This window comes from Novosphingobium sp. 18050, from assembly GCF_902706195.1.
In the GTDB taxonomy this organism is placed as follows: domain Bacteria; phylum Pseudomonadota; class Alphaproteobacteria; order Sphingomonadales; family Sphingomonadaceae; genus Novosphingobium.
In genome coordinates this window covers 182,228-206,872 of record NZ_CACSJO010000004.1, presented here as the reverse complement: position 1 = coordinate 206,872, position 24,645 = coordinate 182,228, and the positions used below count along the sequence as shown (strand labels likewise).

General features: G+C 65.7%; 21 protein-coding genes. 14 read left to right on the top strand and 7 right to left on the bottom strand.

Annotated features, from left to right (window positions below; all coding sequences use genetic code 11):
* Both GVL61_RS06720 and GVL61_RS06715 read right to left on the bottom strand, forming a co-directional pair.
* Window positions 1-1,569 carry an MDR family MFS transporter gene (locus tag GVL61_RS06720; RefSeq protein WP_368667098.1) on the bottom strand — a complete coding sequence of 523 codons (1,569 nt, stop codon included), beginning with the start codon at window positions 1,567-1,569 and terminating at the stop codon, window positions 1-3.
* Window positions 1,566-2,687, bottom strand: a complete 1,122-nt coding sequence (locus GVL61_RS06715; RefSeq protein ID WP_159978278.1) for an HlyD family secretion protein — start codon at window positions 2,685-2,687, stop codon at window positions 1,566-1,568. The genes GVL61_RS06720 and GVL61_RS06715 overlap by 4 nt, the downstream gene beginning before the upstream one ends.
* A 77-nt stretch (window positions 2,688-2,764) precedes the next feature.
* Here GVL61_RS06715 and GVL61_RS06710 point away from each other — a divergent pair, with 77 nt between their 5' ends.
* On the top strand, window positions 2,765-3,571 hold the full coding sequence (locus tag GVL61_RS06710) for a tyrosine-protein phosphatase (protein ID WP_159978276.1): 807 nt from the start codon (window positions 2,765-2,767) through the stop codon (window positions 3,569-3,571).
* A gap of 38 nt (window positions 3,572-3,609) precedes the next feature.
* Here GVL61_RS06710 and GVL61_RS06705 read toward each other — a convergent pair whose 3' ends face one another.
* Window positions 3,610-4,482, bottom strand: coding sequence for an alpha/beta fold hydrolase (locus GVL61_RS06705; RefSeq protein ID WP_159978274.1), 873 nt, complete (start codon window positions 4,480-4,482; stop codon window positions 3,610-3,612).
* A 173-nt stretch (window positions 4,483-4,655) separates the two neighbouring features.
* Here GVL61_RS06705 and trxB point away from each other — a divergent pair, with 173 nt between their 5' ends.
* Window positions 4,656-5,627, top strand: coding sequence for a thioredoxin-disulfide reductase (trxB, locus tag GVL61_RS06700; RefSeq protein WP_159978272.1), 972 nt, complete (start codon window positions 4,656-4,658; stop codon window positions 5,625-5,627).
* Window positions 5,628-5,717: 90 nt separating this feature from the next.
* Here the strand turns inward: trxB and GVL61_RS06695 are convergent, their stop codons facing one another.
* The 4 genes from GVL61_RS06695 to GVL61_RS06680 are packed head-to-tail and all read right to left on the bottom strand — an operon-like array spanning window position 5,718 to window position 8,523.
* Window positions 5,718-6,494: a hydrolase 1, exosortase A system-associated gene (locus GVL61_RS06695; protein WP_159978270.1), complete on the bottom strand. Its 777-nt coding sequence runs from the start codon at window positions 6,492-6,494 to the stop codon at window positions 5,718-5,720.
* Window positions 6,491-7,165 (bottom strand): hypothetical protein, encoded by a 675-nt coding sequence (locus GVL61_RS06690; protein WP_159978268.1) that lies wholly within the window; start codon window positions 7,163-7,165, stop codon window positions 6,491-6,493. Before GVL61_RS06690 ends, GVL61_RS06695 begins: the two co-directional genes overlap by 4 nt.
* A 13-nt stretch (window positions 7,166-7,178) precedes the next feature.
* The gene (locus tag GVL61_RS06685; protein ID WP_159978266.1) at window positions 7,179-7,439 is read right to left on the bottom strand and encodes a phosphopantetheine-binding protein; all 261 of its coding nucleotides are present in this window, start codon (window positions 7,437-7,439) and stop codon (window positions 7,179-7,181) included.
* A gap of 37 nt (window positions 7,440-7,476) precedes the next feature.
* The gene (locus GVL61_RS06680) at window positions 7,477-8,523 is read right to left on the bottom strand and encodes a GNAT family N-acetyltransferase (protein ID WP_159978264.1); all 1,047 of its coding nucleotides are present in this window, start codon (window positions 8,521-8,523) and stop codon (window positions 7,477-7,479) included.
* Between GVL61_RS06680 and GVL61_RS06675 the strand changes: the two genes are divergently transcribed.
* From GVL61_RS06675 to GVL61_RS06620, 12 genes are all read left to right on the top strand, one after another.
* Entirely contained in the window at window positions 8,522-10,072 is a 1,551-nt protein-coding gene (locus GVL61_RS06675; RefSeq protein WP_159978262.1) for an acyl-CoA ligase (AMP-forming), exosortase A system-associated, read from the top strand. The genes GVL61_RS06680 and GVL61_RS06675 overlap by 2 nt on opposite strands.
* Window positions 10,069-11,295: a pyridoxal-dependent decarboxylase, exosortase A system-associated gene (locus GVL61_RS06670; protein ID WP_159978260.1), complete on the top strand. Its 1,227-nt coding sequence runs from the start codon at window positions 10,069-10,071 to the stop codon at window positions 11,293-11,295. Before GVL61_RS06675 ends, GVL61_RS06670 begins: the two co-directional genes overlap by 4 nt.
* A 219-nt stretch (window positions 11,296-11,514) precedes the next feature.
* Window positions 11,515-12,156: an XrtA/PEP-CTERM system exopolysaccharide export protein gene (locus GVL61_RS06665; RefSeq protein WP_159978258.1), complete on the top strand. Its 642-nt coding sequence runs from the start codon at window positions 11,515-11,517 to the stop codon at window positions 12,154-12,156.
* Window positions 12,157-12,173: 17 nt separating this feature from the next.
* On the top strand, window positions 12,174-13,697 hold the full coding sequence (locus tag GVL61_RS06660; RefSeq protein WP_159978256.1) for an XrtA system polysaccharide chain length determinant: 1,524 nt from the start codon (window positions 12,174-12,176) through the stop codon (window positions 13,695-13,697).
* Between the two features lie 11 nt (window positions 13,698-13,708).
* Entirely contained in the window at window positions 13,709-14,752 is a 1,044-nt protein-coding gene (locus tag GVL61_RS06655; RefSeq protein ID WP_159978254.1) for an AAA family ATPase, read from the top strand.
* 5 nt (window positions 14,753-14,757) lie between these two features.
* Complete coding sequence (locus GVL61_RS06650; protein ID WP_159978252.1) at window positions 14,758-16,515, top strand: preprotein translocase subunit YajC; 1,758 nt, start codon at window positions 14,758-14,760, stop codon at window positions 16,513-16,515.
* Window positions 16,516-16,528: 13 nt separating this feature from the next.
* On the top strand, window positions 16,529-17,806 hold the full coding sequence (locus GVL61_RS06645; protein WP_159978250.1) for an XrtA/PEP-CTERM system-associated ATPase: 1,278 nt from the start codon (window positions 16,529-16,531) through the stop codon (window positions 17,804-17,806).
* 13 nt (window positions 17,807-17,819) lie between these two features.
* Window positions 17,820-18,704 carry an XrtA system polysaccharide deacetylase gene (locus GVL61_RS06640; RefSeq protein WP_159978248.1) on the top strand — a complete coding sequence of 295 codons (885 nt, stop codon included), beginning with the start codon at window positions 17,820-17,822 and terminating at the stop codon, window positions 18,702-18,704.
* Window positions 18,701-19,777 carry a FemAB family XrtA/PEP-CTERM system-associated protein gene (locus GVL61_RS06635; protein ID WP_159978246.1) on the top strand — a complete coding sequence of 359 codons (1,077 nt, stop codon included), beginning with the start codon at window positions 18,701-18,703 and terminating at the stop codon, window positions 19,775-19,777. The genes GVL61_RS06640 and GVL61_RS06635 overlap by 4 nt, the downstream gene beginning before the upstream one ends.
* Window positions 19,777-21,015, top strand: coding sequence for a TIGR03087 family PEP-CTERM/XrtA system glycosyltransferase (locus GVL61_RS06630; RefSeq protein WP_159978244.1), 1,239 nt, complete (start codon window positions 19,777-19,779; stop codon window positions 21,013-21,015). The genes GVL61_RS06635 and GVL61_RS06630 overlap by 1 nt, the downstream gene beginning before the upstream one ends.
* Complete coding sequence (gene xrtA, locus GVL61_RS06625) at window positions 21,005-22,579, top strand: exosortase A (RefSeq protein WP_159978242.1); 1,575 nt, start codon at window positions 21,005-21,007, stop codon at window positions 22,577-22,579. Before GVL61_RS06630 ends, xrtA begins: the two co-directional genes overlap by 11 nt.
* 9 nt (window positions 22,580-22,588) lie before the next feature.
* The gene (locus GVL61_RS06620) at window positions 22,589-24,484 is read left to right on the top strand and encodes an XrtA/PEP-CTERM system amidotransferase (RefSeq protein ID WP_159978240.1); all 1,896 of its coding nucleotides are present in this window, start codon (window positions 22,589-22,591) and stop codon (window positions 24,482-24,484) included.
* Window positions 24,485-24,645 lie beyond the last annotated feature (161 nt).

Below are 24,645 nucleotides of genomic sequence, written 5' to 3'. Positions count from 1 at the left end.
TCATTCCCCAATCGCCAGTGTGGCGGTATCAATCTTGCCTTGGTTCTTGTTGGCGCGCAGCAGCAGCACCAGCGGGATCATCAGCAGGGTCACGATGAAGACGAAGTGATAACTGGCGACATTGCCGACCATTGTCGCCTGACGCACGACCTCGCCGTTCAGCCGGGCGAGGTCGCCTGCAGACCCGAAATCGAGATCGGGCCGCGCGAAGATCACCGCTGGATTGTCCGGTCGCAGCCCCTGAATGAGGGTAGCGCGTGATGCGGCGATGTCGCGGATGAACTGCACGTTGAGCAGCGAGATGCCGATCGCATTGCCGACGTTGCGGGTCAGCGCATACATCGCCGCGCCCTCGTTGCGCAGGCCCGGCGCGAGGGTGGAGAACACCACGACCGAAAGAGGCACGAAGATCAGACCGCTGCCGATTCCCTGGATGAAGCCGATCAACAGCAGCGCGCGCTCGTCGACGTAGAGGTCGATGTGTGAATACATCAGCATGCTGGCGGCCATGATCGCAAGGCCGGAGACGATCACCGCCCGCACGTCGACCAGAGCGACGATGCGTGTAACCAGCAGCATCGAGATCAGCATCCCGATCGCGCGGGGCAGGCCGACGAAGCCGGTATGCAGCGCCGAATAGCCCAGCAGCGACTGGGTCATCACCACCAGCAGGGGAATCGTCGCAAATGCGACGATGCCGATCATGATGCTGAAGATCGAGCCTACCGCGAAGTTGCGGTCACGGAACAGTTCCGGCCGGATGAAGGTATTCTTGGCCGTCGCCATGTGCACTACGGTAAGATAGCCGGCGATGATGAGGATCACGCCATAGATGCGGATCTCGCCCGAATCCCACCAGTCGAGATGCTCCCCCCGGTCGAGGATCAGCTGAAGCGCCGCCAGGGCGACCGAGACGGTGACGAAGCCGAACATGTCAAAGCGCGGCTGGTCGCGGTTGGGGCGGCGCACCAGGAACAGCGACATGCCGATGAACGAGACTATCCCGAACGGCACATTGATGAAGAATACCCAGCGCCAGCTCAGCGCATCGGTGAGATAGCCGCCCAGCGTAGGCCCGATGATGGGCCCCGCCATCGAGCCGAGCGCGAAGATCGCCATGGCCTTGGCGTGTTCCTCGGGCGGGTTGATATCCAGCAGGATCGCCTGACTGAGCGGCACCAGCGCTGCCCCGCAGGCCCCTTGCAGGAAGCGGGCGATAACGATCGTCGTCAGGTCCGTCGCCAGCCCGCAGCCAGCCGAAGCGATGGTGAACCCGGCGACGGAGAACAGCATGACCGCCTTACGTCCCAGCCGCCCGGCCAGCCAGCCGCTGAGCGGCGTGGCGATGGCTCCGGCTACGAGGTACGAAGTGAGCACCCACAGCACCTGCTCCTGAGAGGCCGACAGGCTCGACTGCATGTGAGGCAGGGCGACATTGGCGATGGTGATATCCACCGCGACCATGGTTGATGCGATCATCGAGGGGATCGTGATAAGCATCCGCCGCCCGCGACTGGGGTAGACGGCGGCAGGGGCCGTGGCAGGCGACACCGCTGGGGCGGCGCTCATCGCGCGGGGCTTTGCGTGTCCGCGCTGAACAGGTGGCGCTGGTGGCCGGTGTCGACTTCGACATTGGTGCTCAGGCCGGCGCTCAGCGGCAGGCCGGCCGGCACTTCGTCGATGCTGACCTGCACGGGCACGCGCTGCACCACCTTCACCCAATTGCCGGTGGCATTCTCGGCCGGCAGTACCGAGAAGCTCGACCCGGTGCCGGGGCTGAAACTGTCGACATGGCCCTTGAGGTCGTGGTCGGGAAAGGCGTCCACGGAGATGCGCGCGGCCTGACCGGCGCGCATGTAGCGTAGCTGGTCTTCCTTGAAATTGGCCTGCACCCAGAATTTCAGGCCGGTCATCATGAACACCGGCCGGCCGGGGGTTACGTAATTGCCGACCTGCAACTGATTCACGCGGGTCACGACCCCGTCCTGCGGCGCACGCACCACGGTGTCGGACAGGCCGATGCGGGCTTGCGCCAGTTCGGAGGCCGCCTTGCGAACCTTGGGCTGCGCATCGACATCGCCGTCCACCGTGCCGGCTAGGCTGGCGCGCAGGCTGTCGGCCTTGGCCTGCGCAGCGGCAATGGCGTCGCCTGCGGTACGTGCCTCCGTAGCGGCCTGATCGGACTGCGCACGGGACGAAATGCCCTCTGCCACGAGTGACTTCTGGCGAGCCGCTTCGCCGGTTGCGTAATCGTAGCGGGCGCGGGCGGCGCTTACCTGCGACAGTGTCTCGCGGTAGTCTGCGCGCAGCGAGCCGACATCCGTGCGCGCATCGGCCAATTCGGCCTCGGCCTGAGCGACGTTGGCCTCGAAACTGCTGCCCCTGATGCGGAACAGCACATCTCCCTTGCGTACCCGCTGGTTTTCGCGAACCTCGATGGAGACGACGGTGCCGGCAATGCTGGGGCTGATCGCGACCATTCCGGTCTGGAGCGAGGCGTTGTCGGTCGATTCGTAGCGGCCGCCGTTCAGGTAGAACCAGCCCGCGATGGCCAGCACAACCACCGGGCCGACGATCATCAGCGGTGTGCGCAGGCTTCGCTTGCGCGGAGCGGACACCGTGAGGGTCTCGCCCGCGTGCTCGGCACCTTCTCCGTCTTTGGGAGCAATCGTCGTCTCTGCGTTCATGAAAACCCTGTCCCGACCCTTTCAGAGAAGATACTAAGCATAGCTACTATCGGCAATAGAGAGACTCGGCATAGCGCATGGACGGCAATGACATCGGCGGGCGCGTCATCGCCCTGGAGGGGGTACATAATTTCCGCGATGCGGGCGGCTACGGTGTCGGCGGCGGTGGGCGGATCAAGCGTGGGCAGGTATGGCGCTCGGGTCAGCACCATGGCGCTACCGATGCCGATCTGGAGCGGATAGCGGCCGTGGAACTGGACTCGGTATTCGACCTCAGAACCTCGAAGGAACGCGGCACCCATCCTTGCCGCAGGCCGCAAGTATTTGCTGCAAAGGTGTTTTTCTCAAGCGACCCGGAGCTGCGGCACGCGCCGCACATCGCCGCGGCCCAGACCACGCGCCAGCGCACGGCGGCCGGGACGCGGGAAAGCCTGATGCGAAACTACGGTAAGATCTGCTTCCGGCCCGAGCTTCAGGCGATGATCCGCAGCTGGTTCGACCGGCTGGCCGAGAGACCCGGCCCGAGCCTCGTCAATTGCATGGCGGGCAAGGATCGCACCGGAATCGCAGTCGCGATGCTTCACGCAGGGCTTGGCGTCCACCGGGACGACATCATGGCGGACTATCTGCTCACCAACACAGCAGGGGATGTGGAGGCGCGGATCGCCTCGGGCATGGAAACCATCCGCGCCATTACCGGCCAGATCGACGAAGACGTTCTGCGTGTGCTGATGGGCGTTGAAGCGGAGTATCTGGATAACGCCTGGACGGCAGTTGAAGAGCGCCACGGATCAGTGAACGCCTATCTGGAAGATGCGCTGGGTCTCGACGGCGCCAAGCGCGAACGGTTGCGTGCCGCTTTGGTGGAATTTACTTCGGAATAGCGGGAAACCTGTCCTCCCCGAACCGGGGAGGACAGGACTTATCCCAGGAATCCCCTCACATCGGCCATGAACCGATCGAATTGATCGTGATGCAGCCAATGGCCGGCATTCTCATATTCGATCAGCCTGGCACGCGGGAAATAGTCTATCCGTCCGTCACCTGACGGGCTGCTGGCGAAGCTGTTCTTGCCCCACAGCAGCAGCATCGGGCAGGAGATCGCTTCCCACAGCGCAATGATCTGGTCCGTAGGCAGGTCGGTGGTGGTCCAGACGTTGAGGTAGTTGTCGAACTTCCAGCTCCAGGTGCCGTCCTCGTTGCGGCTGGCGCCGTGGATGGTGAGGTGGCGGGCCTGCTCGTCGGTGAGGAAAGTGTTTTCCTCCTTCATGCGCTGGTAGGCATCGCGCAGGGTGGCGTATTTGCGCACCGTGCGGCCCGAGGCCTTGCGCTTGTCCTCCACCCACTGGCGCAGGCGGTCGCTTGCATTGACTTCGGATTCGCGGCGCAGGCCCGGCGGCGGGCCAAGGCCTTCTATGTTGACGAACTTCGCCACCTTTTCGGGGTATAGCCCGGTATAGCGCGTGGCGATGTTACCGCCCAGCGAATGGGCGATGATCGTGACCTTGTCCTGCCCCAGCGTGTGGACCAGCTGCGCAAAGTCGTAGACGAAGGCGTCCATGCCGTAATGCCCCTCGGGCGACCATTCGCTGTCGCCGTGACCGCGCAGGTCCGGGCAGATGACATGCCAGTCGCGGCGCAGTTCCTCGGCCACCCAGTCCCAGCTGCGGCAATGGTCGCGTCCGCCGTGCTGGAGGATCAGCAGCGGCGCTTCCGGGTTGCCCCAGTCGACGTAGTTCAGGCGCAGGCGCTGCGAGACGAAGCGGTTCGACGTGGGTCCGAGCAATGATTCCATGCGCCATGAATTGGGGTGGGGCACGGGCAAGGTCAATCGGCCAATGTTTGCGCAGCGGCCCGGTAAGCTCTCATTTGCGGGGATGAAATAAATGCTTGGGCAAGCCAATGCTTGGCAAACCCATGGTTGAACCCCTATCTCGCGGCCAACGAATTCAGGCCGGAGACAGCCACATGGCGACCACACACAAGACCCGTATGCTCATCATCGGCTCCGGCCCTGCCGGGCTTTCCGCTGCCATCTACGGCGCGCGCGCCGGCATGGCGCCGATCGTGGTGCAGGGCCTGCAGCCCGGCGGCCAGCTGACCATCACCACCGACGTCGAGAACTACCCCGGTTTCCGCGAAGTCATCCAGGGCCCTTGGCTGATGCAGGAGATGGAGGCGCAGGCCGTCCATGTAGGCACCCGCATGATGTGGGACACGATCACCTCGGTCGACATTTCGGGCGATACCTTCGTCGCAGTCGGCGACGGCGGCGACATCTATGAAGGCGAGACCCTCGTCATCGCCACCGGCGCGCAGGCGCAGTGGCTGGGTGTTCCGGGCGAGCAGGAGCTTTCCGGCAAGGGCGTTTCGGCCTGCGCCACCTGCGACGGGTTCTTCTACCGCGGCAAGAAGGTGGTCGTGATCGGCGGCGGCAACACCGCGGTCGAGGAAGCGCTCTACCTCACCAATCACTCCGACGACGTGACCCTGATCCACCGCCGCGATACGCTGCGCGCCGAGAAGATCCTGCAGGACCGCCTCTTCGCGCATCCCAAGATCAAGGTAGTGTGGAACCAGCGCGTCGACCGCTTCATGGCCGGTGAGGATGGCGGTCTTCGTGCGCTTGCGCTGATCGACACCGTGACCGGCGAGCAGAGCGAAATCCTCACCGACGGCGCTTTCGTCGCCATTGGCCACGCGCCTGCGACCGAGCTGTTCAAGGGCAAGCTGGCGATGGACGAGACCGGTTACCTGCTGGTCCAGCCGGGCACGCCGAAGACCGACGTTCCGGGCGTGTTCGCGGCGGGCGACGTATCCGATCACGTATACCGTCAGGCGATCACCGCTGCCGGTATGGGCTGCATGGCCGCGCTGGACGCCGAGCGTTATCTCGCAGCGAAGGAATTCGCCGGGATCACCGAGACGGTGCAGGGCTGATATCGAAGCGGCGGAGGGGCATTGCCTCTCCGCCGTGTTCGCGGTGCGCGGGACCACACGCTGCATACCGGGCGTCGATCGGTCCGGTGCTCAGCCGCGCAGTACTTCCAGAACCTGCTCAACCAGCCAGTCCTGAGCTTCCGGCTCGACGTAGCTATGCGTCGCCCCTGGACAAGTGCGGATACGGGTATCCGCCTTGTTCCAGCGCGAGAGGAAGGCCAGTCCGGTCCGGTCCCGCCCGGCGACCAGAAAGCGGACGTCGCCTGTGAACCCGGCAATCCCCTGCGCCATCTGCGCGGCGAGCCCATTGGGCGCCGCAGGAGCCGGGCGCATCGCCGAGGCGAGGCTGCGTACCAGTTTCGCCAGCGATACCTGTCCCGTCAGGAGCCGCTTGATCGCTGCCGGATCGGCCAGACGGTGGCGGTAGTGATCGCGCACCACTTCGGCAGGCGCTTCCTCCGCCTCGTCCTCGATGGTCCAGGGGTTCGACAGGACCAGCGCGTCCAGCCCGGCGCCCTGCGCCAGCATCAGCGCACTGGCGGCATCGCAGTTGCCCAGCCCAACCACGCGGTCGACCTGCGGGCACTGGGCGCGCAGGGCGTTGGCCGCTGCGGCGAGGTCGGCGCCGCTGGAGCGGAAACCTGCGTTGAAGCCCTCACTGTCACCGACGCCGCGTCGGTCGAAGCGCAGGACCGGAAAGCCCTGCCTGGCGATCCGCGTCGCGAAGCGGGCCTGGCCGTTCCATGCGCCGCTGCGTACTTCGTTGCCGCCCGAGACAAGCAGTAGCGCGTTACGTCCAGGAGCGGGATCGAGCGTGGCGACAAGGCCATCGCCCCCACATAGAAAAGTGAAATGGCGCCGGTTCACGAGGCGAGCGCCGTAGCAAGGATTGCCGCCAGCACATCCGCCTGGGCGGCGTTTTCATCAGGTTCGGCGCGCAGCCACAGGCCGCTGCTACCCAGATGCTCCTGCGTGACGATCACGGCATCATCTTCCGGCGTCATCATCTCGAACTGGCGGTAGAAATCGGCTCCAATGTCATACCCTGCAAGGGTAATTCCGTTCACTAGCGCTTTCGCAGCCAGTTGCTCGCGGCTTTCTTCGCGGCCCGCCTCGCGCGAAGCGAGGGTGCGGGCGCGCACCATTTGGCGCAGGATCGAGGCGGCCTTGACCGGGGCGTAGTGAAAGGTGGGCAGGCGCTGCGGTGTGAACAGGCAGCCGCCGCGAATGCCCAGAACGTGCCCGGCGTTGAAGTGCCGGGCAGCTGCCGTCATGGCGTCGAGCCAGTCGGTCGGGTCCTGCGATTCCAGCGCCTGCAGGCTTTCGTTGCAGCCGGGAAAATCGGGCAGAAAACTGTCGACCCCGGCCGCGTCGAGCCGGCGCATCACCTCCACGGTGAAACGCCGCATCCGGTTGCCTTCGTCGAACAGGGCCGGGACGACGAGCAGGCGCACGGTGCGGCCCGCGTCGAACTGGATCGCGAATTCCTCGCATGTGCCGCCACCGGGGAGCGGGCAGGGCCAGCTCGACGGGGTCATCGGCACATGCTCATCAGGAGCCGCGCTTCGCCTCGGCGAACGTGAGAAGACCGCCGTAAGTCTCCAGCATCTCGCCGTCGATCTCGTCGTCCTCGATAATGATGTCGAGGCGGTCTTCCAGTTCGGTAAGCAGGCCGGCGACGGCCATCGAATCGAGTTCGGGCAAGTGCCCGAACAGGCCGGTATCGGCATCGAACGTATCGGCCTGGCCGGGCTTGAGGCCCAGCACATCCGTCAGGATGCGGCGTAGCAGCAGGTCGGTTTCGTCTGGCATGGCCCCTCGGCGCAGTCTCATTATTAACGGGCGGCGTCTAGCGGCGCTTCGCGCTTGCGGCAAGGCCGACCAAGCCGATCCTGGCGAGAACGGGCCAGTTTCGGGGAGAAAACGGGCGAAACATGTCCAGCCGGTAGCGGACGCGTTGCTGTTCCATCCAGTCCTGCTTGTAGGGATCGTCGCCGGTGCCGAAATCGACCAGCGTTACGCGGTCGATGTCGATCACGCGGCGCATCAGCGCGGCGGTCAGCACGGAGCCGGGTGAAAGGGGCCTGGCCGCCTCACGATGGGCCAGCTTGTGGATGAAGGCGGTGCCGCCCTCCACTGTCCACATCTGTGCGGCGATGGCGGGGCCTTGCGGGTCTGCGGCGTCGTGGGCGAGGGCCAGCCTGAGGCGGCCCGCAGCGCCTTCGGCCTGCGCAAAGGCGCGCAGGAAATCGGGCGATCCTTCCTCGGGCTTCCAGCTTTCTGCGTAGATCGATACGTACTGCGCCCATGCCTCGCCGTCGAATTCGGTGAGGATCTGCGTGACCACTTTGCCTGACTTGCGTTTCAGGGTGGTGCGCAGTTTGCCGGGGCGGGCGGCCAGATATTCGTCGCAGCTGCGTCCCTCCACCGGCAGGATGCGGTTGGTGTCGCAGACTTCGCGGCGGACCAGCCAGCCGGACTTGCGGAACGCGGTTTCGAGTGCGGAGGCGCTGCCGTCCTCGTCCGGGAGGTGGGATAGGGTGACGCGGTGCGCGCGCGATTTCAGGGACTTCGCCAACGCATCCAGGGGCGCGTGGGCGCCCACCAGAATTGGCCGGAAACGGAAGGTGTACCAGTTGGACAGGGCGGTCAGGTGGCCCGCTTTACCGGCCAGCGGCAGGACGGCGAGGGCGCCGCTGTCCCCGCGCGCTACCGCCAGCAGCGGCGCCAGTCCGCAGTGCTGCGACAGCCCCTGCCACCACGCAAGCCGATCGAAGGGCGCGCTCTGGTGTGCCTCGGACAGCGCCTGCGCAAGCTGGCCATCCGATTGCACTTCCTTAAGATCAGAGTGATAGTCGACCTTCACCACGTCCTCGCGGAGCCTTTCTGTGTCCATGTCCGGCAGTTTAGAAAACCTCATCCTGCCGCTCGACCATCTGGCCCTGCGCGGGCACGATGACGGCGATGCTCTGGTACTGCGTGAAGGCGTCGTTAGTTGGAAGGACTTAAGATCGCGTGTCTCCCGGCTGGCCGCATGGCTGGCGCGCGAGGTGCCCGAAAAAGGCGCGCGCGTCGCCACCTGGGCCGCAAAGGGCGAACTGACCTGCCTCATGCCGCTGGCCGCGGCGCGGGCGGGGCTGGTGCATGTGCCGGTCAACCCGTTGCTCAAGCACGCGCAGGTCGCGCATATTCTGGCCGATAGCGGGTCTGTGCTGCTGATCGGCACGCCCGCACGGTTGGCGACGCTGAACCCTGCCGACGTGCCCGGTGGCTGCCGCCTGCTGGGCGAGGCGGAGGCGCTTCAGACTGCCGCCGAGCTGGGCGGCGATATGCTGCCGTCCGAGGCGGATCAGGATGACCTTGCGGCGATTCTCTATACCAGCGGCTCCACCGGGCGGCCCAAGGGGGTGATGCTCAGCCACGCCAACATGTGGCTGGGGGCCGAAAGTGTTGCCGATTACCTCGGCCTTGCGGCGGACGACCGAACGCTAGCGGTGCTGCCGCTTTCGTTCGATTACGGGCAGAACCAGTTGCTCTCGACGTGGTTTGCAGGCGGGTGCGTGATCCCGCTCGATTACCTGATGCCGCGCGATGTCGTGAAAGCGGTGGAGCGGCACGGGGTCACTACGTTTGCCGCCGTGCCGCCTTTGTGGGTGCAGGTCTGCGAACTGGACTGGCCCCCCGAAACGGCGGCGAAGCTGCGGCGCCTGACCAATAGCGGCGGGGCGTTGACGGTCGATCTGGTACACCGCCTGCGCGCGCTGTTCCCGCAGGCGCGGCTGTTTCCGATGTACGGACTGACCGAGGCCTTCCGTTCGACTTATCTCGACCCGGACCTTGTCGATAGTCATCCGACCTCGATGGGTAAGGCGATCCCTCATGCAGAAATACTCGTAATCAATGACTTGGGCGAGATTTCTGAGGATGGACAGGAGGGTGAGCTGGTCCACTGCGGGCCACTGGTCGCGCAAGGATACTGGCAAGACGCCGCGCGTACCGCCGAACGCTACAAGCTTGCGCCTGCGGCTTCGCGCTATGGCGGGATCGCGGTGTGGTCTGGGGACCGGGTGAAGCGGGCGGCCGATGGCCTGCTTTATTTCGTCGGTCGGCGCGATGCGATGATCAAGAGCGCGGGCAACCGCATCTCGCCGCAGGAGATCGAGGAAGCAGCGCTGGGCACCGGCCTCGTCGCCGAGGCGGTCGCGCTGGGCGTGGTTGACGAGCGGCTTGGACAGGCGGTCCACCTCGTCGTAAGGGCGGCGCCGTCGAACCTCGATGCGGTGGAGGAACTGCCCCGCAAGCTCATGCAGGAACTACCGAATTTCATGCAGCCCAAAGTGATCCACTGGCGCGATGCGATGCCGATCGGGCCGAATGGCAAGATCGACCGGACCGGCCTTGCCGCCGAGATTGCCGCCCAGATTTCGGAAGCGCTCACCGTATGAAGGCGCTGGGTCCGATTCCCGGCGGCTATGACGCCATCGACGGCGTTCTTGCGGTCGCTGGCCGCCCCGTCACCGAATGGGTGGAGGAGGCGGGCGCGACGCCGCTGTTCATCTATAGTGCCGATCACGTGCGCCGCCGGGTGGCCGAACTTCGCGCCGCGCTGCCGCAGCGGGTGGCGCTGCACTATGCGGTGAAGGCCAATCCCTATCCGCCGCTGCTGGCGCTGATGGCGGGGCTGGTCGACGGGTTCGACATCGCCTCGGGCGGGGAACTGGAGATCGTGCGCGGAGCAGGGCTGCCGCTGGCCAGGGTCAGCTTCGCCGGTCCCGGCAAGCGCGACGCCGAACTGGAAGCGGCGATTCTGGCAGGGGTCACCCTCAACCTCGAATCGGAGGGCGAGGCTGCCCGCGCCATCGCTATTGCCGAGCGTCTGGGGAAAACGCCGCGACTGGCGATCCGGGTCAATCCCAGCTTCGACCTCAAGGGTTCGGGCATGAAGATGGGCGGCGGCGCCAAGCCCTTCGGCGTCGATGCCGAGCGGGTGCCGGCGCTGGTACGCACCGTCATCGCCAGCGGCGCGGAGTGGCGCGGCTTTCACATCTTTGCCGGCAGTCAGGCGCTTGGCGCAGAAGCCATCGCCGAGACGCAGGCGCAGGCCCTCGCTCTGGCGGCGCAGCTTGCGCAGGAGAGCGGTGCACCGCTGCCGCATTGCAATCTGGGCGGGGGGCTGGGCATTCCCTATTTTCCCGGTGACACGCCGGTCGATCTGGCACTTGTCGGCAAGCTGCTGGCGCAGCAGATGGAATCGCTCCCCGAAGTGTTGCGCGAGACCGAGTTCTGCATCGAGCTGGGCCGCTATCTGGTTGGTGAGGCGGGGGTCTATCTCGCCCGAATCGTCGATCGCAAGGTGAGCCACGGGGAAGTGTTTCTCGTCACCGACGGCGGGCTGCATCACCAGCTTGCGGCCTCAGGCAATTTCGGCACGGTGGTCCGGCGCAACTACCCCTCCGCCATTGCCACCCGTTTCGGCGCCGAGGTTGAGGAGGAGGCTTCGATCGTGGGGTGCCTGTGCACTCCGCTTGACAAGCTGGCCGACAAGGGCGGTTTTCCGCGCGCGGATGTGGGGGATCTGATCGCGGTGTTCTGCGCCGGTGCCTACGGCGCCAGTGCCAGCCCCGCGACGTTTCTGGGCCAGGGACCGGCGGCGGAGATGCTGGTCTGAGGGCAGCCCCAACTTCCCTCCCTTGCTTCGCAACGGGGAGGAGAAAGGCGATGTTAACCCTTGTTTTTGCTCCGTCCCGTAATGGGACCGCATTCAATTAGCCCGCCAAGGCTAACGCAATATTCACCCTTTCAACCGATACCGGACACAGGATTTTGCCAAGTCCTGCCCTGTGTCTTCGCACATGGGTCGCAGGAAGGCGCATACAGGGAAATATCCATGCCGCATCGCCGCCTCACCCGACTCCTGGCTGGTTCCACGCTTGCCAGCGTCGCCCTGACGGGATGCGCTACGACTTCCGGGCCTGAACTGCCGCCCGCAGCCTTCGTTTCCATGCAGGAAGGGCCGGGTGAGGAATATATCATCGGTCCGCTCGACCAGCTGACCGTGTTCGTCTGGCGCAACCCGGAACTGGGCGCGAAAGTGCAGGTGCGGCCCGATGGGCGCATCACCACGCCGCTCATCACCGACATGCCGGCCGTGGGCAAGACGCCCTCAATGCTGGCCGAGGACATCCGCCTCCAGCTCTCGCAATATATCGAGGACCCCCTGGTTTCGGTCATCGTCGATGGTTTCTCCGGCACGTTCAGCCAGCAGATCCGTATCGTCGGCGCGACCGAGAAGCCGGCCTCGATCCCCTACCGCGCGAACATGACCGTGCTTGACGCGATGATTGCGGTGGGCGGCCTGTCCGAATATGCGGCAGGCAACAAGGCGCGCCTGATCCGCTTCGACAAGGCGAGCGGCACGCAAAAGGAATACGACCTGCGTCTGGGCGATCTGCTCAAGAAGGGTGACAGCAAGGCCAATGTCATGCTGAGCCCGGGCGACGTGATCATCATCCCCGAGAGCATGTTCTAAGAGGCCGGATCGAGACCATGGATACGCTCTACGAAGAACTGCTCAGCGCGCTGCACAGCGTCTGGCATCGCCGCTGGATCGCGCTGGGGACTGCCTGGGCCGTGTGCATGGCGGGCTGGCTGGTGGTGGCGCTCGTGCCCAACAGCTACCAGTCCCGTGCGCGTATCTTCATCCAGCTCGACGACGCGCTTGCCGAGCAGGTTGGCATCGGTGTGGCCGACAAGAAGCGCGATATCGAGCGTATCCGCCAGACGCTGACCAGCGCCGTCAACCTCGAGAAGGTGGTACGTTCGACTCGTCTGGGCGACACGATCCAGAACCCCAAGCAGATGGAGGCCGCGGTCCTCAAACTGGCGACCAGCGTCAAGGTCGTGAGCCAGGAGGACAACCTCTTCGAGATCACCGCGACCGCCAACAACAAGTCCTTTTCCGATTCCGAGAATGCCCAGCTTGCGCAGAGCGTTGCGCAGAAGCTGATCGACATCTTTCGCGAGGAAAACCTCTCGGGCGACCGCGGCGACATGGTCGAGACGATGCAGTTCGTGAACCAGCAGCTCCAGCAGCGCGAGCGTGAACTGGAATCGGCCGAAAGCAAACGCACCGCGTTCGAGGCGCAGCACCCGGAAATGGCGCTGGGCGGCGCTGCGATGGTGCAGCGGCTCGAAACCTCGCGCGCGTCCCTCCGAGACATCGAGGCTGACCTTTCCGCTGCGCAGAGCGCTTCGGCTGCTATCGACGGCCAGCTTGCCGGAACCCCGCGCACGATCGCGGGCGGCGTTGCCGATGGTAGCCCGCAGTCCGCGCTTGCCCGCGCCCAGGCGGACCTTGCCGGGATGCGTGCACGTGGCCTCACCGAAAACCACCCCGACGTGATCGCTGCGCGCAACCAGGTGGCTGCGCTGCGGGGCGCGGCTTCGCAGGATGCGGCGAACGGCGGCGGCACGATGAACCCCGCCTACAGCTCGCTCCAGTCGATCCGGGCCGAGCGGCAGGCCAATGTCCAGGCGCTCCAGTCCCGCAAGGCGGCGCTCCAGTCGGACATCGCCTCGCTGACGGCCTCGGCGATCCAGGACCCTGAGCTTGCCACGCAGGCGACCCGCATCAACCGCGACTATGACGTGCTGCGCCAGCAATACGACAAGCTCCTGCAGGACCGTGAGGAACTGCGCCTGCGCGGCGAAGTGAAGACCGAGCGCGAAGCGGTGAAGTTCGAAGTGGTCGATCCGCCGACGACGCCGCGCTCGCCGGTTGCGCCCAATCGTCCGGTGCTGCTGCTGGGTGTGCTGGTGGTCGGCCTTGCCGGCGGCTGCGCGGCGGCCTTTGCCCTCAGCCGCATGCGCTCGGTGTTCGCGACGACCTCCGGACTGGAGCGGGCGACCGGCCTGCCGGTGCTCGGCGCGATCTCGCAGACGCTGACCGATGGTGCCCGTGCGCTGCGTGCCCGGCGCCTGAAATACTTCTACGCCAGCTGCGCCGCGCTTTGCGGGCTGTTCGTGGTGCTGCTCGCCGCAGAGTTCATCCAGCGCGGCATGGTGGCCTGAGGGAACGTGACATGACCGATCAGCACAAGATCCCCGACCCCAAGCAGCAGGATGAGGCCGCCGGCGAATCGCTGTTCGAGCGCGCCGCCGGAAAGTTCGACTTCAACAGCTTCCTCGGCAAGCCGCTGCCGGTTTCGACCGAGCCGCCTTCGCGCCGCTTTCCGGTGAAGCCACCCGAGGCCCAGCAGGTCGCGGCAGCTCCCGCGCCTGCACCTGCGCCCGTGGCCCCTTCGGTTGCGGCCCAGGATCCTGCGCTTGTTGCCGCGCCCGCAACGCTGGCCTCCGTGCCCGAGCCAGCCCCTGAGCCGGCCATCTTCCACGGTGAGGCCCATCCGGTCGACCGGGAGCATCTGCGCGCTCAAGGCCTGATCGTGCCCGAAGGCACCGTCACCGAACTTCTGGAAGAGTTCCGCATCGTCAAGCGCCAGCTCCTGGTGCAGGCGGCGGACCTGCGCCGCCAGAAGGCAGGCGCGATGGCCCAGCGCATCCTTGTCAGTTCGCCCCATCCTGGTGAGGGCAAGACGTACTGCGCGCTCAACCTGGCGCTTTCCATCGCGGCCGAGAAGGAGAGCGAAGTTCTTCTGGTCGACGCCGATTTCGCCAAGCCCTCGATTCTCTCCGCGCTCGGCCTGCCGGGCGGGCCGGGGCTGATGGACGCGCTGATGGATGAGGAACTGGACGTCGCCGACTGCGTGCTGGGCACCGATATTCCCGGCCTATGGGTGCTGCCTGCGGGCGACACGACCAGCCACGACAGCGAATATATCGCCAGCTCGCGCACCGCGCGCGTGCTCGACCGGCTGACGCAGGGCTCTCCTAATCGCATGGTGATCTTCGATTCGCCGCCTGCGCTCTCGGCCTCACCGGCAGCGGAACTGGCAAAGTACGTTGGTCAGACGATGGTGATCGTGCGTGCCGACAAGACCGGGCGCGGTGCGCTCAACGATGCGATCTCGCTGCTTGGCGCATGCCCGAACGTCCAGCTTCTGCTGAACGCCGCGCAGTTCAGCCCGAGCGGCCGCCGCTTCGGTTCTTATTACGGATACAGGGGATGACCTGGATGAAGGCGTCAATGCGCCGCAAGGGTGTGGGCCTGGTTTCGCTCGCGGTGATTGCCGCGCTGGCGATGCCGGTTGCCGGCCAGGCGCAGTCGATCGGTTACGATGGTGGCGGCAGCGCCGGTGCGGGAATCGGCAGCGGCGGGCAGGGCGCTTCCGATCCGTCGTCCGGCAAGTCCGGGCGCTCCGACAGGCGTAGTGGCAGGGGGGGCAATAAGGGCGGCAAGCGCATCGACATCGTGCCCTACATCGAAGTCGACCAGATCGTTACCGCCGAGCTTTCGCCGGGCAGTGACGTGATGACCTATACCCAGGCCGCCGTCGGCGTCGATGCGGCGATCTCGGGGCGCAACAACGGGGCCTCGGTCTCGCTGCGCTACGAGCGTCAGTTCGGCTGGGGCAAGCGCGCGCGCGACGGTGACGCGATTAGCGGCATTGCGCGCGGCTATACCACGATCGTTCCGGGCGTGACGTTCGAGGCGGGCGGTCTCGCCACCCAGGCCAATGTCGGCAACGGCGGATCGGCGCTGGTGGGCAGCGGCGTCAACGACAAGTACAAGACCTCGATCTATTCGGTCTACGCCGGTCCCTCCGTGACCACCCGTGCGGGTGATCTCGACGTTTCGGCGAATTACCGTGCGGGCTTCACCAAAGTCGAACAGTCCGACGGGTTTCGCGCCAATTCGGGCACTGGCGCCGCCGACGTTTTCGACAAGAGCGTGACCCAGATGGCCGATGTGCAGGCCGGCTTCGCGCCGGGCACCGTGCTGCCGGTGGGCGTGGGCGCTGCGGGCAGCTTCTATAAGGAAGACATGTCCAATCTCGACCAGCGTGCCCGTGACATGCAGGCGCGCGCCCTTGTCACCGTGCCGGTCAGCCGCACCGTTCAGGTTGTTGGCGCGATCGGCTACGAGGACGTCGAGGTATCCAGCCGCGACGCACTGCGGGGCGAGGACGGCATTCCCGTGGTCGGCTCGGACGGCCGCTATGTCACTGACAAGTCCGGCCCGCGTGAACTGGCGTACGACGTCAGCGGGCTGATCTGGGACGTCGCGGTGATGTGGCGCCCCAGCCGCCGCACGTCGTTTTCGGCCCATGTCGGTCGCCGCTACGGTTCGACCAGCTTTGGCGGCACGCTGGGCTATGCGCCCAACGACCGCACTCAGCTGAGCGTTTCGGTCTACGACAACGTCGGCGGCTTCGGCGGCCAGCTCAACCGCGCGATCGACCAGCTGCCGGACGATTTCGAGGTCGTGCGCGATCCGATCACCGGCGACCTGCGCGGCTGTGTCGCCTCGCTGGACGGCAGCAACTGCTTTTCCAGCGCGCTGGGGTCAGTCCGCTCGGCCTTCTTCCGCGCGCGCGGCGTAAGTGCGAGCTATTCGATGAAGGTGGGCCGCCTCAACGCCGGGCTTGGCCTGGGGTACGACCGGCGCAACTTCTTCGCCGCCCGCAACACCGTGCTCGCTTCGGCAGCCGGTGTGGTCGACGAAAACTACTGGCTGGCCGCCTTCCTCGGCGGCGAACTGGGCCGCGATGCGGGCTGGTCGACCAATGTCTACGCCAACTGGATCAGCAGCAACGATCCCCTCGTGGGTGACGTTAACGGTTATGGCGCATCTGCCAGCTATTACCGGATGTTCACGCCGCGCCTGCGCGGTACTCTGGCGGTCGGCATCGATGGAGCGACGCGTGACGCGCCCGCGATCGACGACTTCTGGACGGCCTCGGCGCTCGCCGGCCTGCGCTACAGTTTCTGAGAAGGAAAACGCGATGTTCGATGATTTTTACGGGCTCGACGCAAGGCCCTTCCAGCTCACTCCCGATCCGGCTTTCTTTTTTGAAAGCCTGACGCACCGCAAGGCGCTGTCCTACCTCGGCTATGGCCTTGCGCAGGGTGAGGGCTTCGTGGTCATCACCGGCGAAGTCGGCGCGGGCAAGTCCACGCTGGTCGCCTACCTGATGGCGACGATCGATCCCGCCCGCATGACCGCCGCCAACGTGGTGACCAGCGCGCTCGACGGCGAGGAGATCGTTCACGTCGTCGCGCAGTCCTTCGGTATCCACGTTGCGGGCCACGACAAGGCTTCCGCGCTCGGCGCGATCGAGGTGTTTCTTCATGAGGAGGCACGCGCCGGTCGCCGCAGCCTGCTGATCGTCGACGAGGCCCAGAACCTCTCGATCAGCGCGCTGGAAGAACTGCGCATGCTGTCCAACTTCCAGCTCGGTTCGCAGCCGCTGCTGCAGACGCTGCTGCTGGGCCAGCCGGAATTTCGCGGCACCCTGCTGGAGAGCGACCAGCTGGAACAGCTGCGCCAGCGCGTGATCGCCACCCACCATCTGGGCGCGATGCAGGCCAGGGAAATCCAGCCCTACATCGAGCATCGCCTGACCTGCGTGGGCTGGCAGGGCAATCCCAGCTTCGAGCCGTCCGTCTTCGCGGAAATCCATGAGGCGACCGGCGGCATTCCGCGCCGGATCAACCAGATCGTCAACCGCTTGCTGCTGCTCGGTGCCGTCGATCAGCGCAGCCACATCGACAGCGCAATGCTGGCGCAGGTGATGGACGAGCTGAGCGACGATGGCGCGCTGGCGCTGGTGAGCCCGCAGGTCCAGCCGGTGGAAGCCGCAAGGGCGCCGGCGGAAATGTTCTCGCCGGCAGCCTCGCCGCTCGGTAACGTCCAGTACGCCGCATCGTTCGAGCATCCCGTTGCCGTGGCCGCCGTGCCGTCCGATGCGATCAACGCCGCTGCCGCCATCGAGCTGATCGAGGCGGCACTGGCCGACCGAGATACACAGATCGGTAAGCTTCAGTCGGCCATGGTCGAACTCGCTGCCGCTGCCGAAGCGCGCGAGGAAGCTGCCGCCGCTCACGTCGATCAGGGCGAAAGCGAGGCCATCGCCGCGCTCCAGGCCGATCTGGCGCAGGCTACCGCGCATACCGCCAAGCTGGAGGCCCGTCTCGACGAGCAGTCGCGCACGCTGCGGCACACGCTGACCATGCTGATCGAATGGATCGAAAGCGGCGACGGCCAGCGCAACGTCGCCTGAGCGGAGCAAACCCATGTCTTTCAGCGAGCCGGTCAACGGGCTCTCGGTCGATGTCGAAGACTGGTTTCAGGTGGGCGCCTTCGAGAAGGTGATCGACCGGAACGATTGGAATTCGTGCACCACCCGCGTCGAGCGCAACTGCAACGAGATATTGCAGCTGTTCGCCGATGCTGGGGTAAAGGGCACGTTCTTCACGCTGGGCTGGGTGGCAGAGCGCCACCCAGCCCTGATGCGCCGCATCGCCCAGGAAGGCCACGAGATCGCCAGCCATGGCTGGGATCACGAACGCGTGTTCCGCCTTGGCCGGGAGGCTTTCGCGGCGGATATCGCGAAGGCCCGCAAGGTCATCGAGGATACCTCGGGCGCTGCCGTTACCGGCTACCGCGCGCCCAGCTTTTCCATCGATGCGCGCACACCCTGGGCCTTCGAGGTGCTGGCGGAGCAGGGCTATGCCTATAGCTCCAGCGTCGCGCCCATCGCCCACGATCACTACGGCTGGCGCGAAGCCCCCCGCTTTGCCTTCAAGCCGATTGCCGGCAGTGATTTCGTCGAGATTCCCGTAACCACCGCGCAGTTCGCCGGTCGCCGATTGGCGGCAGGCGGCGGCGGGTTCTTCCGGGTACTGCCCTATGGTTTTTCACGCTGGGCGATCCGGCAGGTGAACCGTGAGGACGAACGCCCGGCGGTATTCTATTTCCACCCCTGGGAGATCGATCCCGGCCAGCCGCGTGTCGCGAACGCCTCGATGCGCTCGCGCCTGCGGCACTACACCAATCTTGGCATCATGGCGGACAAGCTGACCCGCCTGATCGGCGATTTTCGCTGGGGCCGTATGGATGAACTCGCAGCGCGCGAAGCGGGCCGCAGCGTGGCGCCGCCTCCGGCTCTGGCCGCATGAACGCGCCGTTCGTGCCAATCCTGTCCGACGTGCGCCTTGTCGATCTGGCTGATCCCGGCGAGATCGCGCGGCTTGAAGGCTTTGTCGCGCGCCACCCGCTAGGCACGCCGTTCCACCGCCCGGCGTGGTTCGTGTCGGTGGCGGCGGCTACCGGCAACAAGGCGCTCGCGCTGGTGCAGGAACGCGGCGGCGAGATCGTCGCTTTCCTGCCGCTCGATGCGATCCATTCTCCGGTGTTCGGCCGCATCCTCGCCTCCACCGGTTTCGCGGTGGGCGGCGGCCTGCTGACCACCGACGATGCTGATGCCGAGGCGGTTTTCGCCGCGGTCGAGGAACTGGCCCGGCGCCTGTCGTGCCCCTCGATCGAACTGCGCGGCGGAGTGCTGCCGGCAGAAGTTGGGGGCTGGGCGCTGAAAACCGAATCGCATGCCGGGTTCGCCCGTCCGCTTGCGGTTGACGACGAAGCGCAGCTCACCTCGATCCCGCGCAAGCAGCGCGCCGAAGTGCGCCGCTCGCTGGGTATAGACCTCACCATCGAGGTCGGCACTTCCGAGCGGGACCGCGCTGCCCACTACGCGGTGTTCTGCGAAAGCTACCGCAATCTCGGCACGCCAGTGTTTCCACGCGCACTGCTGGATTCGGTGGTCGACGGGTTCGGCGCGGACGCCGATATTCTGACCGTCCGGCACGAGGACAAGCCGGTCGCCAGCGTCATCAGCGTGTACCACCAGGGCGCGGTCATGCCCTATTGGGGCGGCGGCACCTGGGACGCGCGGCGGCTGCGCGCGAACGACCGCATGTATTACGAACTAATGCTCCACGCCCGCCGCCGGGGTGCGAGCGTGTTCGACTTCGGCCGCTCCAAGACACAGAGCGGGGCCTATCATTTCAAGCGCAACTGGGGCTTCGAGCCCGAGCCACTGACGTATGCCACATGGACCCAGCCCGGCGCCGCAAAGCGGGACGCCGATCCCACCAGCGGCAAACTCTCGCTCCAGATCAAGCTCTGGCAGCGCTTGCCGCTGGGCCTGGCCAACCGCCTTGGCCCGCTGATCGCGCGCGGAATCGGTTGATGGGCGAAATCCTGTTCCTCTCGCACCGCATCCCGTTTCCACCGGATCGCGGTGACAAAATTCGTTCGCATCATGTGCTCAAGGCGCTCGCCGGTCTTGCCCCCGTCCACGTCGCGACGTTTGCTGACGACGAACAGGACCGTGCCTACGAGGCTGACCTTGCCGATCTCGCGGCAAGCTATCGTCTCGTCGAACGCGCGAAGGCGCTGCCGATCGCGGGCGTCGAGGCGCTGGCGAGCAGGCGTCCGCTCAGCCTCAGCGCGTTTCACGACCGCAAGCTGGAAGCCTATGTGCATGACCTGCTGGCACGGCGTCCGATCGACGTCATCTACGTCTTCTCAGGCCAGATGGCGCAATATGTGCCGGAAGGCTTCAAGGGCCGGGTTATCGCCGATCTGGTCGACGTCGATTCCGCCAAGTTCGAGGCTTACGCCGCGAAGGGCCGGGGTTTCCGTTCGTGGATGGAAAAGCGCGAAGCCCGCCTTCTGCGCGCTGAGGAAGCCCGCATTGCCGCCTCTGCCGACGTAACCCTTCTGATCAGCGGTGCCGAAGCGGAGCTGCTGCGCTCGCGTCTGCCGGACGGGGCCGCCCGCGGGGCCGCCCGCGTGCGCGCCATGGGCAATGGCCTCGACGCGGCTTACTTCGATCCGCTTCCGGTCGTGCCTGAGCCGCGCATGCTGGCGCACGAAGGTCCGCGGATCGTCTTCACCGGACAGATGGACTACGCGCCGAATATCGAGGCGGCGACCCGTGCAATCGAGCGAATCATGCCGCTGGTGCGCGAGATGTGCCCCGATGCAAGCCTGCACATCGTCGGCCGCAATCCCTCGTCCGCACTCACCGCGTGCAGCGGGCGGGACGGCATCATGGTGTGGGGCAGGGTGGATGATATTCGCCCCTGGCTCGCCGCTGCCGATATGGCGCTGGTGCCGTTGGAAATCGCCCGGGGCGTGCAGAATAAGGTACTCGAAGCCATGGCCATGGCGCTTCCGGTCGTTCTTTCGCCGGGTGCGGCCACCGGCATCGACGCGCTGGATGGCAGGGAATTCGCCGTGCGCGAAAGCGACGCTGCGATAGCGCAGGCCCTGCTCGACCTTGGCCGTGCGCCTGCGCTGGCCAGGGAAATGGGGCAGGCCGCCCGCAACTGGATTCTTGCAAATGCCAGTTGGGAAGCCGCGCTTGCCCGTCTGCCGGAATACATGGGTGTCATGAGCGAAAGCACTATCGATGCAGTCTGACGTAGCCGCACTGGCGGCCGCTCCGGGGCGGACATGGCGCGCGCTGACGCCGCAGTGGCAGGCGGCAGTGGTACATCTTTCGCTGGCATGGCTGGTGCTGTTCGCCGCTTTCTTCGCAGACTGGGCGGCGATGGCCCGCCAGTGGTGGAACATCTCTACCTATAACCATATCCTGCTGATTCCACCGATCCTGGGCTGGCTGGTGTGGCAGCGCTGGCCCGAACTGGAGCGGCTGACCCCGCGCGCCTGGTGGCCGGGGCTGGTCCTTCTTGGCGGGGCAGCTTTCCTCTGGCTGCTGGGTGCGATGTCGGGCCTCGACCTTGCGCGGCAGGCCGGGGCGGTCGCGATGCTGGGCGCCTGCGTGCCGTTGCTGCTGGGCGTGCGGGTCAGCGCGGGGCTGCTGTTCCCGCTGTGCTACCTCGTCTTCCTCGTCGCTGTGGGCGAGGAACTGGTGAAGGTGCTGCAGACCATCACCGCGGACATCACCATCGCGCTCACCCATTTCAGCGGCATCCCGGCAGAGATCGATGGCGTGTTCATCGACACCCCGGTGGGCCTTTTCGAGGTCGCCGAGGCTTGTTCAGGTGTAAAATTCCTGATCGCCATGGTCGCGTTCGGTGTGCTTTGCGCCAACGTGTGTTTCCTCAACTGGCGCCGCCGCGCGGCGATGCTGGCGGCATGCATTATCGTGCCGATCCTCGCTAATGGCGTGCGCGCTTGGGGCACGATCTACGCCGCACAGATATGGGGCGTCGAGGCGGCGGCCGGGTTCGACCACATCGTCTACGGCTGGTTCTTCTTCGCTATCGTGCTGGCACTGGTGATCGCCGGGGCCTGGCGCTTCTTCGACCGGCCGATGAACGCACCGATGATCGATGCGCACCACATCGCCGGCAAGGCATGGTTGGGCCGGCTGGAGGCATTCGACATTTCCGGCAGGGCTGCTCTTGCCGGTATCGCGCTGGTCTTCGCCGCCGCGTGGGGTTGGGCATTTGTCGCCGATACGCTGGAAGCATCGATGCCGCCGCGTATCGACCTGCCGGAAGTCGCCGGCTGGACTCGCACCGACTACACCCCCGCGATCTGGTGGGAGCCCCATGCAGAGGGCGCTTCCCACCGCCTGCTCGGCCGCTACCGCGACGGTGCGGGCCACAAGGTCGACGTCTTCATCGCGCTCTATGCCAGCCAGGGCGAGGGCCGTGAGGCGGGCGGTTTCGGTCAGGGCGCGCTCATGCCGAAAAGCCCTTGGTCGTGGCAGTCTTCGGGCCCTGCTATGGCCGGTGACATGGCCAGCGGCACCAGCGAGCGCCTGTTAGGCAACGGCCGGATCGAGCGCGTCGCGGTGACTTTCTATCGCACGGGTTCGCTGCTCTCCGGCAGCAATGCGCATCTTAAACTGGCGGTCATCCGTGACCATCTGCTGTTCCGGGCCCCGCCTACCGCAATGCTGATTCTTTCGGCAGAGGATGCGCCGCGCGGCGCTGCGCAGCAGTCCATTTCCGCTTTCCGCGCATCCACAGGGCCGCTTGGGCCATGGGTGGACCGCGTGATCCAGCTCAGGTAGCCAAAGCCCATGTGCGGTATCGCCGGTATCTATCATCTCGAAACGCCCAAGCCCGTCGATCCCGCCCGGATCGAGGCGATGTGCAACGCCATCGCGCATCGCGGGCCTGACGGGCAGGGCGTATGGACCGCGCCCGGCGTGGGCCTTGGCCATCGTCGTCTCTCGATCATCGACCTGGCCGGTTCGCCCCAGCCCATGCCCTCACCCGATGGCCGTGCGATGCTGGTCTTCAACGGCGAGATCTACAACTACCGCGAACTGCGCCAGGAACTGAAGGCGGCCGGCGCCACCTTCCGCACCGATGGCGATAGCGAGGTGATCCTCGCGGCCTGGCAGCGCTGGGGGCCGGATTGTGTTTCGCGCCTCAACGGCATGTTCGCTTTCGCGATCTACGATCTGGAGGCGCGCAGCCTGTTCCTTGCGCGGGACCGGCTCGGTGTGAAGCCGCTCTATTATGCGGCGCTAAGCGACGGCAGCCTGGCTTTCGGCTCGGAACTCAAGGCGCTACTGGCCCACCCGTTGCTGCGGCGCGAGATCGACCCGCTGGCGATCGAGGATTACCTCACCTGGGGCTACGTTCCCGATAGCCGCGCGATCCTGAAAGGCGTGCACAAGCTGGCGGCGGGCCACTCGCTGCTGCTGCGCCACGGCAGTCCGCTGCCCCGTCCCAGCCAATGGTGGGACGTTTCTTTCGCTGACCGCCGCAAGGGCAAGGCCGCCGATCTGGAAGCTGAACTCGTGCACCTGATGCAGCAGGCGGTATCCTCGCGGATGGTCGCCGACGTGCCGCTCGGCGCGTTTCTGTCGGGCGGGGTGGACAGTTCGAGCGTCGTCGCGCTGATGGCCGAGGCGAGCGGGCGGCCCGTGCGCACATGTTCGATCGGTTTCGACGTGGCGGGGCTGGACGAGAGCGCCTATGCCTCCCAAGTCGCGCGGCTTTTCGCTACCGACCATGCTTCGCGCAAAGTCTCGCCGGACGATTTCTCTGCGATCGACCAACTCGCGGGCATGTTCGACGAACCTTTCGCCGATGCATCCGCGCTGCCGACCTGGCGGGTATGTCAGCTAGCACGCGAATCCGTGACTGTCGCGCTTTCTGGCGACGGTGCCGATGAGGCATTGGCCGGTTATCGCCGCCATGTTTTCCAGAGCGGCGAGGACCGGGTAAGGGCGCTTGTGCCACAGGCCCTTCGCGGTCCGGTGTTCGGGTCTCTCGGTGCGCTCTATCCCAAGGCAGACTGGGCGCCGCGTCCGTTGCGTGCCAAATCGACGTTGCTGTCGCTCGCGGGCGATTCAGCGCAGGGGTATGCCCGGTCGATGGCTTTTGCGCCGCCGGAACTGCGGGACGGGCTCTATTCCGACGAATTCCGCCGCCTGCGAGGCGATTACCGAGCCGAAGACCCGGTGCTGGAGCTGATGCGCAGGGCTCCGGCTCGTTCGGGGCTGGACCAAGCGCAATATGCAGACCTCAAGGCCTGGCTTCCGGGCGATATCCTCACCAAGGTCGATCGCACCAGCATGGCGGTAAGTCTGGAGGCACGCGAACCGTTGCTCGACTATCGCCTGATCGAATTCGCCGCGAGCCTGCCGGAATCGATGCGTGTGCGTGGCGGGCAGGGCAAGTGGTTGATGAAAAAGGCGATGCGCCGCTACCTGCCGGACGATATTCTCTATCGCCCCAAGCAGGGTTTCGTGACCCCTATTGCTCAGTGGTTCCGTGGCCCTTTGGCCGAAACCGCCCGCGAAATCGCGGGTGGTGCAGCGCTGGCTCGCACGGGCTGGTTCGACACCCGCCGTCTCTCAGGGCTGGTTGACAGCCACATTGCCGGCACGGCCGACAACTCCCGCCTGCTCTGGCAACTCCTTATGCTTAATAAGGCATTTACCGGACTCGGTATCGGTTAAGGCAGCACGCGGCGCCCAAATACCGACATGATCGCTTTTCAATGGGGCGACCGGATTAACTAAACTGATTCTTAGGACCTTTGCGGTAGTCCGGCATGAGCGAAGCGCCATTGCGGGACGTCAATGAACAAAATCGGTCGCCATTGCCAGAATTCAAAGCG

Bases quoted from the DNA above. Each gene is read 5' to 3' on its own strand.
- GVL61_RS06660 (WP_159978256.1), top strand. From the start codon at position 12,174: ATGGATACGCTCTACGAAGAACTGCTCAGCGCGCTGCACAGCGTCTGG.
- GVL61_RS06655 (WP_159978254.1), top strand. From the start codon at position 13,709: ATGACCGATCAGCACAAGATCCCCGACCCCAAGCAGCAGGATGAGGCC.
- GVL61_RS06705 (WP_159978274.1), bottom strand. From the start codon at position 4,482: ATGGAATCATTGCTCGGACCCACGTCGAACCGCTTCGTCTCGCAGCGC.
- xrtA (WP_159978242.1), top strand. From the start codon at position 21,005: ATGCAGTCTGACGTAGCCGCACTGGCGGCCGCTCCGGGGCGGACATGG.
- GVL61_RS06630 (WP_159978244.1), top strand. From the start codon at position 19,777: ATGGGCGAAATCCTGTTCCTCTCGCACCGCATCCCGTTTCCACCGGAT.
- GVL61_RS06680 (WP_159978264.1), bottom strand. From the start codon at position 8,523: ATGGACACAGAAAGGCTCCGCGAGGACGTGGTGAAGGTCGACTATCAC.
- GVL61_RS06710 (WP_159978276.1), top strand. From the start codon at position 2,765: ATGGACGGCAATGACATCGGCGGGCGCGTCATCGCCCTGGAGGGGGTA.
- trxB (WP_159978272.1), top strand. From the start codon at position 4,656: ATGGCGACCACACACAAGACCCGTATGCTCATCATCGGCTCCGGCCCT.
- GVL61_RS06620 (WP_159978240.1), top strand. From the start codon at position 22,589: ATGTGCGGTATCGCCGGTATCTATCATCTCGAAACGCCCAAGCCCGTC.
- GVL61_RS06650 (WP_159978252.1), top strand. From the start codon at position 14,758: ATGAAGGCGTCAATGCGCCGCAAGGGTGTGGGCCTGGTTTCGCTCGCG.
- GVL61_RS06670 (WP_159978260.1), top strand. From the start codon at position 10,069: ATGAAGGCGCTGGGTCCGATTCCCGGCGGCTATGACGCCATCGACGGC.
- GVL61_RS06715 (WP_159978278.1), bottom strand. From the start codon at position 2,687: ATGAACGCAGAGACGACGATTGCTCCCAAAGACGGAGAAGGTGCCGAG.
- GVL61_RS06640 (WP_159978248.1), top strand. From the start codon at position 17,820: ATGTCTTTCAGCGAGCCGGTCAACGGGCTCTCGGTCGATGTCGAAGAC.
- GVL61_RS06665 (WP_159978258.1), top strand. From the start codon at position 11,515: ATGCCGCATCGCCGCCTCACCCGACTCCTGGCTGGTTCCACGCTTGCC.
- GVL61_RS06720 (WP_368667098.1), bottom strand. From the start codon at position 1,569: ATGAGCGCCGCCCCAGCGGTGTCGCCTGCCACGGCCCCTGCCGCCGTC.
- GVL61_RS06635 (WP_159978246.1), top strand. From the start codon at position 18,701: ATGAACGCGCCGTTCGTGCCAATCCTGTCCGACGTGCGCCTTGTCGAT.
- GVL61_RS06645 (WP_159978250.1), top strand. From the start codon at position 16,529: ATGTTCGATGATTTTTACGGGCTCGACGCAAGGCCCTTCCAGCTCACT.
- GVL61_RS06690 (WP_159978268.1), bottom strand. From the start codon at position 7,165: ATGACCCCGTCGAGCTGGCCCTGCCCGCTCCCCGGTGGCGGCACATGC.
- GVL61_RS06685 (WP_159978266.1), bottom strand. From the start codon at position 7,439: ATGCCAGACGAAACCGACCTGCTGCTACGCCGCATCCTGACGGATGTG.
- GVL61_RS06675 (WP_159978262.1), top strand. From the start codon at position 8,522: ATGTCCGGCAGTTTAGAAAACCTCATCCTGCCGCTCGACCATCTGGCC.